The sequence below is a fragment of the Micromonospora sp. CNB394 genome, assembly GCF_000374985.1.
Classification (GTDB): Bacteria; Actinomycetota; Actinomycetes; order Mycobacteriales; family Micromonosporaceae; genus Micromonospora; species Micromonospora marina.
On the sequence record NZ_KB895834.1, the window covers coordinates 57,392 to 70,723 of the forward strand.

The 13,332-nt window shown below is 73.0% G+C and carries 11 protein-coding genes; all 11 read left to right on the plus strand.

The window, feature by feature from the left end:
- Nucleotides 1-14: 14 nt before the first annotated feature.
- Genes C569_RS0114050 through C569_RS0114100 form a run of 11 tightly spaced genes read left to right on the plus strand, consistent with a single transcriptional unit; the run spans nucleotide 15 to nucleotide 13,329 of the window.
- The gene (locus tag C569_RS0114050) at nucleotides 15-1,025 is read left to right on the plus strand and encodes an ABC transporter permease (protein ID WP_018786415.1); all 1,011 of its coding nucleotides are present in this window, start codon (nucleotides 15-17) and stop codon (nucleotides 1,023-1,025) included.
- Nucleotides 1,025-1,909 (plus strand): ABC transporter permease, encoded by an 885-nt coding sequence (locus tag C569_RS0114055; RefSeq protein ID WP_018786416.1) that lies wholly within the window; start codon nucleotides 1,025-1,027, stop codon nucleotides 1,907-1,909. Before C569_RS0114050 ends, C569_RS0114055 begins: the two co-directional genes overlap by 1 nt.
- Complete coding sequence (locus C569_RS0114060; RefSeq protein WP_018786417.1) at nucleotides 1,906-3,939, plus strand: dipeptide ABC transporter ATP-binding protein; 2,034 nt, start codon at nucleotides 1,906-1,908, stop codon at nucleotides 3,937-3,939. The genes C569_RS0114055 and C569_RS0114060 overlap by 4 nt, the downstream gene beginning before the upstream one ends.
- Nucleotides 3,936-5,987 carry a hydantoinase/oxoprolinase family protein gene (locus tag C569_RS0114065; protein WP_018786418.1) on the plus strand — a complete coding sequence of 684 codons (2,052 nt, stop codon included), beginning with the start codon at nucleotides 3,936-3,938 and terminating at the stop codon, nucleotides 5,985-5,987. The genes C569_RS0114060 and C569_RS0114065 overlap by 4 nt, the downstream gene beginning before the upstream one ends.
- Nucleotides 5,984-7,672: a hydantoinase B/oxoprolinase family protein gene (locus C569_RS0114070; protein WP_018786419.1), complete on the plus strand. Its 1,689-nt coding sequence runs from the start codon at nucleotides 5,984-5,986 to the stop codon at nucleotides 7,670-7,672. Before C569_RS0114065 ends, C569_RS0114070 begins: the two co-directional genes overlap by 4 nt.
- Nucleotides 7,665-9,335, plus strand: a complete 1,671-nt coding sequence (locus C569_RS0114075; RefSeq protein ID WP_018786420.1) for a hydantoinase B/oxoprolinase family protein — start codon at nucleotides 7,665-7,667, stop codon at nucleotides 9,333-9,335. Before C569_RS0114070 ends, C569_RS0114075 begins: the two co-directional genes overlap by 8 nt.
- Nucleotides 9,332-10,597, plus strand: coding sequence for an amidohydrolase family protein (locus tag C569_RS0114080; RefSeq protein ID WP_018786421.1), 1,266 nt, complete (start codon nucleotides 9,332-9,334; stop codon nucleotides 10,595-10,597). The genes C569_RS0114075 and C569_RS0114080 overlap by 4 nt, the downstream gene beginning before the upstream one ends.
- Complete coding sequence (locus C569_RS0114085; RefSeq protein WP_018786422.1) at nucleotides 10,594-11,007, plus strand: nuclear transport factor 2 family protein; 414 nt, start codon at nucleotides 10,594-10,596, stop codon at nucleotides 11,005-11,007. Before C569_RS0114080 ends, C569_RS0114085 begins: the two co-directional genes overlap by 4 nt.
- The gene (locus C569_RS0114090) at nucleotides 11,004-12,008 is read left to right on the plus strand and encodes a zinc-binding dehydrogenase (protein WP_018786423.1); all 1,005 of its coding nucleotides are present in this window, start codon (nucleotides 11,004-11,006) and stop codon (nucleotides 12,006-12,008) included. The genes C569_RS0114085 and C569_RS0114090 overlap by 4 nt, the downstream gene beginning before the upstream one ends.
- On the plus strand, nucleotides 12,005-12,334 hold the full coding sequence (locus tag C569_RS0114095) for a TIGR04076 family protein (protein WP_018786424.1): 330 nt from the start codon (nucleotides 12,005-12,007) through the stop codon (nucleotides 12,332-12,334). The genes C569_RS0114090 and C569_RS0114095 overlap by 4 nt, the downstream gene beginning before the upstream one ends.
- Entirely contained in the window at nucleotides 12,331-13,329 is a 999-nt protein-coding gene (locus C569_RS0114100; RefSeq protein ID WP_018786425.1) for an LLM class flavin-dependent oxidoreductase, read from the plus strand. Before C569_RS0114095 ends, C569_RS0114100 begins: the two co-directional genes overlap by 4 nt.
- Nucleotides 13,330-13,332 lie beyond the last annotated feature (3 nt).

The window sequence follows — 13,332 nt, forward strand, 5'->3', positions numbered from 1 at the left end:
GGATCAACCCACCCATGCGTATCCTCCGGTTCGTCGTCAGGCGACTACTCCAGCTGGTCCCCGTCCTGCTCGGAGTGGTCGTCCTGGCCTTCCTCCTGGTCCGGGTGCTGCCGGGCGACCCGGTCCGCAGCATCCTCGGGCAGAACGCCACCGAGGAGGACGCCGCCGCGGCCCGGGCCCGCTTCGGGCTGGACCAGTCCCTGTGGCACCAGTTCCTCGACTACCTCGGCGGGCTGCTGACCGGTGACTTCGGGACGTCGATCCAGAGCGGCGGCTCCGTGGGCTCGGAGATGGCGCTGCGGGTGGGGCCGACCCTGGAACTCGTGGTCATCTCGGTGACCTTCGCGCTGGTGGTGGCGACGGTGCTCGGCATCTGGTCGGCCAAGCGGGCCAACCGGGCCAGTGACCACAGCATCCGGATCTTCGCGCTGGTCGGCAACTCCGTACCGGAGTTCTGGCTCGGCCTGGTGCTGGTGCTCGTCGGCTACAGCATCCTCGGCTGGTTCCCGGCGCCGAACGGCCGCGTCGACCCGGACACCGGCCTGACCCCGCTCACCGGCGCCGACCTCGTCGACGCCGTCCTCACCGCAAACGGGCCGGCGACCGCCTCGGCCGCTGCCTACCTGGTGCTGCCGGTGCTGACCCTCGTGGTCGGCGTGGTCGCCCCGCTGCTGCGCAGCGTCCGGGCCTCCGCACTGGAGGTGCTGCACTCGGAGTCGTACGCCGCGGCGAAGGCACACGGGCTGCGGGACCGGACGCTGCACCACGGCTACCTGCTGCGGGCGACGCTGGTCCGGCTGCCGTCGCTGGCCGCGCTGGTCTTCGGTACCGCGATCGGCTCCACCGTGCTCGTCGAGTACGTGTTCTCGTGGCAGGGCTTCGGCCAGTGGGCCCTGCGCGGCCTGCTCTACCGGGACTACCCGGTGGTGCAGGCGTCGGTGCTGGTCATCGCGCTGTGCTACGTGCTGGTGTTCCTCATCGCCGACGTGGTCCACGCGATCCTCGACCCGAGAGTGAGGCTCTGATGGCCGAGCTGCGCACCGTCCCCGGCGGTCCCGCCGCCGCGCCGGTGGTCGTGCCCGGCGGTGACCGGGACGGCCGGTTCGCCAGCCGCATGATCATCGCCGGGGCGAGCATCCTGTCGGTGGTCGCGCTGGCGGCGGTGTTCGCGCCGCTGCTGAGCCAGTGGGGTGAGACCGAGATCGACGCGGCCAACACACTCGTCGCGCCGGGCGGCAGCCACCTGCTCGGCACAGACGGCAACGGCATGGACATCTGGAGCCGGGTGCTCTACGCCGCCCGGCTCGACCTGGGCATCGCCCTGGCCGCGGTCGCGCTCGCGGTGGTCGTCGGCACGCTGCTCGGTCTGGTCGCCGGCTACTTCGGCGGCTGGCTGGACGACGTGCTGATGCGGGTGGTCGACATCTTCCAGTCGTTCCCCACCTTCATCCTGGCGCTGGCCGTGGCCGCGCTGCTCGGCAACGGCACGATCAACCTGATCGTCACCATCGCGGCGGTGAACGCGCCGGCGTACGCCCGGCTGGTCCGCGCCGAGGTGCGGTCGCTGCGGGAACTGCCGTTCGTGGACGCCGCGATCACCTCCGGGGCATCGCCGGCCGGCGTGCTCTGGCGGCACCTGCTGCCCAACAGCCTCACCCCGGTCCGGGTGATCGCGCCGCTGAACTGCGGCTGGGCCATGCTCACCCTGGCCGGGCTCTCCTTCCTCGGCCTGGGCGTGAGCATCCCCGAGGCGGAGTGGGGCGCCATGATCAGCCTGGGCGCCGCGGACGTGGTCGGCGGCCGGTGGTGGACCTCGGTCCCGCCCGGCCTGGCCCTGTTCGTCTGCGTCCTGGGTTTCAGCCTGCTCGGCGAAGGCCTGCAGGACCGCGCCAACGCGAAGCGGCGGTGACCGTGCTGTCGATCGAGAACCTCTCCGTGACGATCCGCCGGCCCGGCCGGCAGGTGGCAGCGCTCAGCGGCGTCAGCTTCGCCGTACGACCCGGCGAGGTCGTCGGCCTGGTCGGTGAGAGCGGCGGCGGCAAGAGCATGGTGGCCCGCGCCGTCGTCGGGCTGCTGCCCGGCGGCTCGCACGCCACCGGCCGGGTGCGCCTCGGCGACTCGGACGTGCTGCGCATGGACGACGCCGCGCTCGCCGCCCACCGCGGGCGGGGGGTGGCGATCTGCTTCCAGAACCCGCGCGGCGCGCTCAGCCCCACCCGCACCATCGGCAAGCAGCTCGTCGACCGGCTCGCCACCCACCAGGACATGTCCGGCGACCGGGCCCGGGAGGCGGCGCGCGAGCTGTTCGAGACGGTCGGCATCCGCAGCGCGCAGCGGCGGCTCGACGCGTACGCCCACGAGCTGTCCGGCGGCATGGCCCAGCGCGTGATGATCTCGCTGGCCACCGGCTGCGCCCCGGAACTGCTGATCGCCGACGAGCCGACCACCGGCCTGGACGTGACGCTGACCCGGGAGATCCTGCGCCAGTTCCGGCACGCCGCCGACACCGACGGCCGGGGCGTCCTGCTGATCTCGCACGACCTGGCGTCCATCGCGGAGGTCTGCGACCGGGTCGTCGTGCTCTACGCCGGCACCGTGGTGGAGAGCGGACCGGCCGCGCAGGTGCTGCGGGAGCCTGCGCACCCGTACACCCGGGCGCTGCTGCGCTCGGTGCCGGACGTCGGCGGCCGGCCGGTCGTGGCCACCCCCGGCGCCATGCCGCTGCTGACGCAGGAGCCGGACAACTGCCCGTTCGTCGCCCGGTGCGCGCACGCCGACCGCACCTGCTCGACCCGGCGCCCGCTTACCGCGCCGGTGCCCGGTGGCGGCGAATGGTCGCTCGCCTGCTTCCACCCGCAGACCCGGCCGCTGGACGCCGGTACGCCGCCGCCACCGGCCGCCGAGGAGAAGGGCGCGGAAACCGGTGCGAACCCGAAGCCGGCCGTGCTGGAGGTCGAGGACGCGCACGTCGTCTACCGGAGCCGGTTCGGATCCGGCGGGCACCACGCGCTGCGCGGCGTCACGCTGCGGCTCGCCCCGGGTGAGACGCTGGGTGTGGTGGGGGAGAGCGGCTGCGGCAAGAGCACGCTCGCGAAACTCGTGATGGGCCTGGTCGCGCCCACGTCCGGGACGGTAACCGTCGCCGGGCGGGCGCTGGTCGGGCAGCCGGGCCGCCCCCGCCCGCGAGGCCGGGCGCTGCGCCGGGCCCGGACCCGCGCCCAGCTCGTGTTCCAGGACCCGATCGGCTCGCTGAGCCCGCGCCGCACCGTCGGTGACTCCATCGCCGAGCCGCTGCGCGCCGCGGGCCTGTCCCCGGCGCAACGGGAGGAGCGCGTCACCGCCGTGCTCGACCGGATGGAGCTGGACCGGTCGATCCTCAAGCGCTACCCGCACGAGCTGTCCGGCGGGCAGGCGCAACGCGTCGGCATCGCCCGCGCGCTGGTGGGCGAGCCGGACCTGATCGTCTTCGACGAGCCGACCTCTGCGCTGGACGTCACCGTCCAGGCACAGATCCTCGACGTGATCGCCGACGTGGCGGCCGACGCCGACCGCGCCTCGGTGTTCATCTCCCACGACCTGGCTACGGTGCGCGGGTTCGCCGACCGGGTCGTGGTGCTCTACCTCGGCCGGGTCGTCGAGGAGGGGCCGGTGGACGTCGTCTTCGACACGCCCCGGCACCCGTACACCCGGGCGTTGCTGGGCAGCGCCCCCCGCCTCGGCCCGACGACCGGGTCCGACGGCGAGGCCGTCGAGCTGGTCAAGGACCTGGAGGAAGCCGACGCCGCGACCGGGTGCCCGCTGGCCGCCCGGTGCCCGTTCGCCACCGGCCGGTGCCGCACGGAACAGCAGGAGCTTCAGTCGTACGGCGAGAGCCGGGCCGCCTGCTGGCGCGTTCCCGAGCTTCCCGCCCTCATCGGAAGGCAGGCTGTCACGCCATGACCCGTCGCCCCATCCGGCTCGCCGTCGACATCGGCGGGACCTTCGTGGACGCCATGGAGCTGGACACGCGCACCAACCGGGTCCGTTTCCGCAAGGCGGCGACGACCCCGGCCCGGCCCGCGGACGGTGTCCTCGCCGCGATCACCGCGCTCGGCACCGACCTGTCCGAGGTGGAGCTGTTCATCCACGGCACCACCCTCGGCCTCAACGCGGTGCTGGAACGCCGGGGCGGCCGTACCGGCATCATCACCAACGAGGGCTTCCGGGACATCTTCCTGATCGGTCGCGGCAACGTGCCGTCCGACCACATGTACGACTTCCAGTACCAGCGGCCGGAGAGCCTGGTGCAGCGACGCTTCACCGCCGGCGTGCGGGGCCGGCTCGACTACCGGGGCCGCGTGGTGGAGCCGCTGGACCCGGACAGCGTACGGGCGGCCGCCCGCGCGCTCGTGGTGGACCAGCAGGTCACCTCCATCGCCATCTGCTTCCTGCACTCGTTCCTCGACCCGAGCCACGAGCGAGCGGCCGCGCGCCTGATCCACGAGGAGTTCCCCGAGGTCAGCCTGTCGCTGTCGACCGACATCGTGCGCGAGTACCGGGAGTACGAGCGGACCAGCACCACGGTGCTGGAGGCGTACATCCGGCCGATCTTCGAGCGGTACGTGGACGAGCTGGAGGCGGGCCTCGCCGAGCGCGGCTTCGACGGGCGCTTCCTGATCATGCGGTCCGGTGGCGGCTCGATGACAAGCGCGGTCGCCAAGACCGCGCCCACGCACACAGTGCTGTCCGGCCCGGCCGGCGGCATCGTCGGCGCCGCCTACGTCGCCTCCGAGCTGGGCCGGGACAACGTGCTCACGTTCGACATCGGCGGCACCTCGCTGGACGCCTGCGTGATCGAGCGCGGCAACCCGGTCGCCGCGTACGAGGCCCAGCTGGAGCACTTCCCGCTGCTCATCCCGACATACGACATCCGTACCATCGGCGCCGGTGGCGGCTCGATCGCCTGGCTGGACCACGGCCTGCTCAAGGTCGGCCCGCAGAGCGCCGGCGCCGACCCCGGCCCGGTCTGCTACGGCCGGGGCGGCACGAAGCCCACGGTCACCGACGCGGCGGTGGTGCTCGGCTACATGGACCCGGACCGGTTCCTCGCCGGCACCATGGGGCTGCGCGACGCCGAGGCGCGCGCGGCCGTCCAGGAGCAGCTCGCCGAGCCGCTGGGCCTGACCGTGGTGAACGCGGCGGCGGGCGTGTTCGACGTGCTGCTGGCCCGCACCGTCGGCGCGGTCCGGCAGATCACCGTCGAGCGGGGGCACGACCCACGGCAGTTCGCGCTGCTCGCGTTCGGCGGGGCCGGCCCGCTGCTGGCGCCGCTGCTGGCCCGGGAGATGGGCATCGGCGAGGTGATCGTGCCGTTCGCGCCGTCGGGCTTCTCCGCCTGGGGCATGCTCTCGGCCGACATCGTGAACGATCTCAGCCGTACCGTGATGGCCACCCTCGACGACGCCGACCTGGCGGAGCTGGAGCAGCTGTTCGAGACGGTCGAGGCCGAGGCGGTCGCGTCGCTGGTGGCGCAGGGTGTGCCGGCCGGCGAGGCGGTGCTGGAGCGGCAGTTCGAGCTGCGCTACCTCGGCCAAGAGCACAGCCTGATGGTCACCGTCGGGCGTGAGCTGGACCGCGACGCCGTCCGCGCCGCGTTCGACGAGACGCACCGCACCCGGTACGGCCACACCATGGGCAACCCGCTGCAGATCCTCAACCTGCGGGTGCGCGGCATCGGCCGCACCGACCGGCCCGACCTGGAGACCCGGCCGCGCGGGGACGGCGACCCGTCGCAGGCGTTGCTGACCCACCGTGACGCCTACGACTTCGGGCGGCACGCGGTGGTGCCGTTCGCGGTCTACGACCGGGCCCGCCTGGAGCCGGGCGACACATTCGACGGACCGGCACTGATCGACGAGGGTACCTCCACCTCAGTGGTGCCCAGCGGTCAGCGGGTCACCGTCGACGACCACGGGTACCTGCTCGTCACCCTGGAGGAAGCCGCATGAGCACGCTGGACGGAGCCCAGGTCGAGGTCGTCCGCAGCTATCTGCTGTCCGCCGCGGAGGAGATGCGGGCCACCCTCATCCGTACCTCCTTCAACCCGGTCATCTACGAGGTGCACGACTTCGGCCTGTCGATGTACGACGCCGACCTGCGGCTGGTCGCCGAGGCCACCGGCCTGACGTTCTTCCTCGGCGCGAACGACTTCTCGCTGCGCAAGGGCGTGGAGTACGTGGGCCGGGAGAACCTGCACCGCGGCGACGTGGTGCTGCTCAACTACCCGTACTGGAACGCCGCGCACGCGTACGACGCGACGCTGTTCGCGCCGGTGTTCCGGCCGGACGAGGCCGACCCCGACGCGGACGGAGACCTGGTCGGGTTCCTCTGCGTCCGCGCGCACTGGATGGACCTGGGCGCCAAGGATCCCGGCTACGTGCTGGACTCGACCGACATGCACCAGGAGGGACTGATCTTCCCGGGCACCAAGGTCGTCTCCCGGGGCGAGCCGGTACGCGAGATCCACGAGCTGATCCGCTTCAACTCGCGGATGCCGGACGCGGTGCTGGGTGATCTGCACGCGCAGATCGCCGCGCTGCGCACCGGCGAGCGCCGGATGCTGGAGATCATCGAGAAGTTCGGCCGGGACATCGTGGACGAGGCGGTCGACCACATCATCGCCGACGGCGAGGCCCGCGCCCGCGCGGCGCTGGCGACGCTGCCGCAGGGCAGCTGGACCGCCGAGGACTGGGTGGACGACGACGGCATCACCGACGACCCGGTGAAGATGCGTGTCACGGTGACCATCGCTGACGGGCGCTTCGTCGTCGACTTCGCCGGTTCGGCCCCGGCCACCCGCGGCCCGATCAACATGCCGTTCGGCGCGACCGAGGCGATCTGCAAGGTCGTGCTGAAGGCGCTCACCTCCCGCGACGAGCCGTCAAACGCAGGCACCGTGGCGCCGCTGGAGGTGTGGGCCGAGCCGGGTACGCTGTTCCACGCCGTCTACCCGCAGCCCACCTTCACGCTCTGGACCGGCATCGTCGCGGTGGAGCTGATCCTCAAGGCGCTGGCCCAGGGCATGCCGGACCGGCTGCCCGCGTCCTCCGGCGGCGACGTGCCCGGCTTCATGATGGTCGGCCTGCACCCGGACACCGGGAAGATGTTCGCGGTCAGCAACAACGACCTGGTGGGCTGGGGCGGCACCGCACGGCACGACGGGATGGACGCCGCCACCCACGTCTCCGGCAGCACCGGCCGGGGCACCCCGATCGAGGTCATGGAGGCCAAGACCGGGATGTTCTTCGAGCGCTGGGAGATCCGCGCCGACTCCGGCGGCGCGGGCCGCTTCCGCGGTGGCTGCGGCCTGCGACGGGACATCCGGTTCCGGACCCCGGGGGAGTTCCTGACCGTCATCAAGAAGACGAAGAGCGCGCCGTGGGCGCTCGACGGCGGCGAGCAGCCGGAGCCGAACCAGGTGGTGGTGTTCCCGGGCACCGACCGCGAGCACCGGGTGAGCACCAAGCGTACTGTCGTGGCGGCGGGCGACCGGGTCACGCTGCTCACCGCCGGTGGCGGCGGGCACGGCGACCCGCGCCGCCGCGACCCGGAGGCGGTCCGGCGGGACGTGGCCGAGGGCTACGTCTCCCGGGAGGCCGCCCGGGACGTCTACGGAGTGGACGTCGATGGGTGAGCCGGCGGTCGACGGGGCGACGGTCGAGGTCGTCCGCAGCCACCTCGTCTCGGCCGCCGAGGAGATGCGGGCCGCGTTGGTGCGCACCGCGTTCAACCCGGTGATCTACGAGGTGTACGACTTCGGCATCTCCGTCTACGACCGGCGGTTGCGGCTGGTCGCCGAGTCCACGGGGTTGTCCCGCTTCCTCGGCGCCAACGACTACTCGCTGCGCAAGGGCGTGGAGTACGTCGGCCGGGAGAACCTGCACCGCGGCGACGTGGTGCTGCTCAACTACCCGTACTGGAACGCCGCGCACACGTACGACGCGACGATGTTCGCGCCGGTCGTGCTGCCCGACAGCGAGGAGCTGATCGGGTTCCTGTGCATCCGGGCGCACTGGATGGACCTGGGCGCCAAGGATCCCGGTTACGTGCTCGACTCCACGGACATGCACCAGGAGGGAATCATCTTCCCCGGCACGAAGGTGTACTCCCGCGGCGAGCCGGTGCCGGAGATCCACGAGTTGATCCGCTTCAACTCCCGGATGCCGGAACTCGTCCTCGGCGACCTCAACGCGCAGATCGCCGCGCTGCGTACCGGCGAGCGGCGGGTGACCGAGCTGTACCGCGACTACGGCCCGGCGGTGGTCGACGCGGTCGTCGACCGGGTGATCGACGTCGCCGCGCAACGCGCCCGGGATGCGGTGGCCGCGCTGCCGCAGGGCAGCTGGACCGCGGAGGACTGGCTCGACGACGACGGCGTCAGCGACGACCCGATCCGGATGCGGGTCACCGTCACCGTCGCCGACGGCGAGTTCACCGTGGACTTCGCTGGCTCGTCAGCGGCGGTGCCCGGGCCGGTGAACCTGCCGCTGGGCGCCACCATCGCCACCTGCCGGGTCGCGTTCAAGGGCGTCACCACGCCCGGCGAGCAGACGAACGCCGGGCACTTCGCGCCCCTGCGGGTACGCGCCGAGCCCGGCACGCTGTTCCATGCCCGGTACCCGGCTGCCACGTTCACCCAGTGGACCGGCACCGTCGCGCTGGAGCTGATCCTCAAGGCGCTGGCGCAGGGCATGCCGGACCGGCTGGCCGCCTCCTCCGGGGGCGACGTGCCCGGGTTCATGATGGTGGGCCGGCACCCGGACACCGGCGACCTGTTCGCGGTCAGCAACAACGACCCGGTCGGGTGGGGTGGCACGCCCCGGCACGACGGCATCGGACCGGCGAACCACCTGTGCCAGACCCAGGCGCGCAACACGCCGGTCGAGGTGCTGGAGTCGAGGACCGGGATGTTCTTCGAGCGCCTGGAGATCCGTACCGACTCCGGTGGTGCCGGCCGGTTCCGGGGCGGCTGCGGCCTGCGGCGGGACATCCGGTTCGTGACGCCGGGCGAGTTCCTGACGGTGATCAAGAAGACCAGGAGCGCGCCGTGGGCGCTGGCCGGCGGCGAGCAGCCCGAGCCGAACCAGGTGGTGGTGTTTCCGGGTACGGACCGGGAGCACCGGGTGAGCACACGGCGGACCGCGGTGGTGGTGGGGGATCGGGTGACCTTGCTGACCGCCGGCGGCGGCGGGCACGGCGACCCGGGGAGTCGGGATCCGGAGGCGGTACGACGGGACGTGGCCGAGGGCTACGTCTCCGCCCGGGCCGCCCGAGACGTTTATGGAGTGATCGCGTGAGTGCCGCCTATTCGCCCGAGCAGCCGAGCCTGCTGCTCGGCAACTGCACAGTGCTCGATGCCCGAGTGGTGGACGGCATGGCGCCCGTGACCGGCGCCGGGGTGTGGATCCGGGGTGAGCGGATCGCCGCCGTCGGGCCGTACGCCGAGGTGGCCGCGCAGGCACGCGACGCCGGCCCGCTGACCGAGCTGGACCTCGACGGCGCGTACCTGACGCCCGGGCTGGTCAACATGCACACCCATTTCTCCCTGTCGCTGCCCGGTTCCGGGGGCGACGGCGTCAAGGGGATGGGCTCGTACGACCTGGCCCACTACATGGCCGACGGGGCGCGGCGCACGCTGCACTCCGGGGTGACCACCGTGCGCTGCGTGGCGGAGAAGGACCACGCCGACTTCGCGTTGCGGCGGGCGATCAACGCCGGGCGGGTGCCGGGTCCGCGCATCTACACCGCCGGTCGGGCGCTGGTCTGCACCGGCGGGCACGGCCACGAGAGCAACGACACGCTGGAGTGCGACGGCCCGGTGGGCTTCCGCCAGGGCGTGCGCAGCCAGATCAAGGCCGGCGCGGACCTGATCAAGGTGATGATCTCGGGCGGCATCGCCGGTGAGCACGAGAGCATCCACACCCCCCAGTTGTTCGCCGACGAGATGAGCGCGGTGATCGAGACCGCGCACGCGTGGGGCCGCAAGGTGACCGCGCACGCCGGACCGGCCGAGGTGATCGGCGCGGCGGTGGAGCTGGGACTGGACTGCGTGGAGCACGGCTACCAGCTCACCCCGCAGGTCGCGGTGCGGATGGCCGAGCGCGGCACCGCGCTCGTGCCGACGCTGCTGGTGACCCGCTGCAAGGAGTTCTTCGACGAGCTCGGCGTGCCGGAGTGGATGCAGTGCCGGTCGCTCGGCGCCGGCCCCCGGCACCTGGAGAGCTTCGACATGGCGATCGCCGCCGGGGTGGAGGTGCTGCTCGGCAGCGACATGCCCCCGTTCTGGCGGTTCGAGGGCACCAGCGCCTCGGTCCGGGAGCTGGAGTACATGTCCGAGCGGATCGGCACCGCGCGGGCCATCCACGCCGGCACCCTCGGGCCGATCCGGTGGCTCGGCGCGGAGTCCGACCTCGGCACCGTCGAGGCCGGCAAGCTGGCCGACCTGATCGCTACCGACGCCGACCCGCTCGCCGACACCTCGGCCTTCCGGGCCGTGCGGTGGGTCATGAAGGGCGGGCGGGTCGCCCGCGACGACCGGAACCAGGAGGCGACGCGATGACGTTCGCGCAGGCGGGCGCGGCGGAGATAGCCGCCGGCATCGACGACATGTACGCCGCGTTCCTCGCCGGGGACCGGCAGCGGTTCGACACGCATCTGGACCCCGACGTGACCACCTGGGAGACGCACCTGCCCGGGCCGCTGCGGACACGCGCCGAGCTGGACGAGTACCGCGCCCGGCGTGACGCCGCGGGGCAGCGGCCCCGGCTGGCGGTGCTCGCCGCGCGGGACAAGCGCATCGACGTCTGGGACGACTTCGGCGTCGCCCGGTACGAGCTGGTGGCGCGGCTCGGCCCGGACGACGAGCCGGAGATCACCCGGGTCACCGACGTGGTGCGCCGGATCGACGGCCGCTGGGTGATCGTGCACCACCACGCCGAGTTGGTCCGGCAGCCGGTGGGTGCGGCGTGATCCGGCGGTTGACCGCCGGGCGGACCGGTGAACCGGCGGACGTGCTGTCGGTCGCCGAGTTGCCCGACGACCCGCCGCCCGGCCCCGGTGAGGTGCGGCTCGCCGTCCGTACGGTGGGGCTGAACTTCCTGGACGTCATGCTCTGCCGGGGCGAGTACCCGGTGCGGCCGGATCCACCGATGACGCCGGGCGTGGAGGCGGCCGGCCGGGTCGTCGCCGCCGGTGCCGGAGCCGGGCACCTGCTGGGTCAGGAGGTGCTCGCCTGCCCGGTGCTGCCGCGCGGCGCGCTCGGCAGCACCGTGACGGTGGACGCCGCAGTTGTCGTGCCGCTACCGTCCGCAATGGACCCGGTGATCGCGGCGGCGCTGCCGGTCACCTACCAGACCGCCTGGTTCGCGTTGGAACGAGCCGGTCTCACGGCCGGGCAGACGGTGCTGGTGCACGCGGGCGCCGGCGGGGTCGGCATCGCCGCGATCCAGCTCGCGGTGGCCCGCGGCGTGCGGGTTCTCGCCACCGCCGGTGGTCCGGCCAAGACCGCGATCTGCCGCGACCAGGGCGCCGAGGTGGCGATCGACTACACGACTGACGACTTCGTCCCCGCCGTGCTGGCTGCCACCGGCGGGCGGGGCGTGGACGCCGTCGTGGACCCGGTCGGCGGCGACGTGTTCGCCCGCACCTGGGAGTGCCTGGCGTTCGAGGGCCGCCTGGTGGCGGTGGGAGCCGCGGGTGGCGCGCCGCCGCCTGTCGACCCGCTGCGGCTGATGGCGGCGAACGCGACGCTCGTCGGGCTGTCCTGGGGCTCGCAGTACCCGTGGCGCCGGGCGAGCGCCGTCGGGGCCGCGTACCGGGAGTTGTTCGACATGTGCGCCTCGGGCGCGGTCCGGCCGCCGATCAGCCGCGTCGTGTCGCTGGACGAGGCGCCCGCGGCGCTCACCGAACTGGCCGAACGCCGGACCACCGGCAAGATCATCGTGCGGATCGACGAGGGGGAGGGACCGTGAGCGACAGCGCCGACGGCGACATGGAGATCTACGACCTCAAAGTGACAGTCGACCGGATCGAGGGCCGGTCGGTGTGCGGCATGGCAGTGGGCGACCACTTCGAACTCACCGACAGCGCGCACCTGCGGCTGCCCGAGGGACAGCACTTCTGCGTGTACGCGCTCGCCTCGGTGCTGCCCTTCCTCGCCGCCAAGCAGCGCGATCTGGCGCCGGGGGACTGGCTGGCCCAGGACTCCCACTTCATCTGCCCCGACCCGGAGGAGCGGCTCGTCATGAGGGTGGAACGGACCTGCCGCCGCACGATGAACTCGGCGGACCTGACGTGACCGTCGAGATCGGACTCGGCCTGCAGAGCGACAAGCCGGCCGGCACGTACGCCCGGCTGGCCCGCGCCGCCGAGGAGCACGGCTTCGACGTGCTCACCGTCTTCGGCGACCTGATGTACCAGCCGCCGATCTTCCCGCTGCTGGAGATGGCACAGGCGACCGGACGGGTACGCCTCGGCGCGGCCTGCCTGAACCCCTACTCGATGGCGCCGTACGAGATCGCCGGTCAGCTCGCCGCCCTGGACCTGGCCTCACACGGGCGGGCCTACCTGGGACTGGCCCGCGGGACCTGGCTGGGCGCTGTCGGCCTGCCGCAGCCGCGCCCGCTGACCACGATCGAGGAGGCGGTGCAGGTCGTCTACCGCCTCTTGCGCGGCGACCGCGGCGGCTTCACCGGGAAGGTCTTCTCGCTTGCTCCCGGCACCGCCCTGCGCTACGACGTGCAGCGCCCCGACCCGCCGCTGCTGCTCGGCGCGTGGGGCCCGCAGGGCGCGGCGCTGGCCGGGCGGATCGCCGACGAGATCAAGGTGGGCGGCAGCGCCAACCCGGACATGGTCCCGGTGATCCGCGAGCGGCTGCGGGCCGGCGCGGAGAAGGCCGGGCGCGACGTCGCGGACGTCGGCATCGTGCTCGGCGCGGTCACAGTGGTCGACACCGACGGCGAGGCGGCCCGCGCCAAGGCCCGCACCGAGGTCGCCATGTACCTGGCCGTCGTGGCCGAGCTGGACCCGACCGTCGAGATGCCCGACGACCTGGTCAAGCGTGTCGGCGAGCTGGTCGACGCGGGCGAGGACGAGGCGGCGGGCCGGCTGATCCCGGACGACGTGCTGGACCGGTTCGCCTTCTCCGGCACCCCGGAGCAGGTCGCCGCGCAGGCCCAGGCGCTCATCGACGTGGGCGTCCGCCGGGTCGAGTTCGGCACGCCGCACGGCCTCACCGACGAGCGCGGCGTGGACCTGCTCGGCTCGGCCGTCCTACCGCTGCTGCGCAGGTGAGTG

Excerpts from the sequence above, each read along its gene's own strand:
- C569_RS0114050 (WP_018786415.1), top strand. The coding sequence starts at position 15 with ATGCGTATCCTCCGGTTCGTCGTCAGGCGACTACTCCAGCTGGTCCCC.
- C569_RS0114065 (WP_018786418.1), top strand. The coding sequence starts at position 3,936 with ATGACCCGTCGCCCCATCCGGCTCGCCGTCGACATCGGCGGGACCTTC.
- C569_RS0114070 (WP_018786419.1), top strand. The coding sequence starts at position 5,984 with ATGAGCACGCTGGACGGAGCCCAGGTCGAGGTCGTCCGCAGCTATCTG.
- C569_RS0114085 (WP_018786422.1), top strand. The coding sequence starts at position 10,594 with ATGACGTTCGCGCAGGCGGGCGCGGCGGAGATAGCCGCCGGCATCGAC.
- C569_RS0114055 (WP_018786416.1), top strand. The coding sequence starts at position 1,025 with ATGGCCGAGCTGCGCACCGTCCCCGGCGGTCCCGCCGCCGCGCCGGTG.
- C569_RS0114075 (WP_018786420.1), top strand. The coding sequence starts at position 7,665 with ATGGGTGAGCCGGCGGTCGACGGGGCGACGGTCGAGGTCGTCCGCAGC.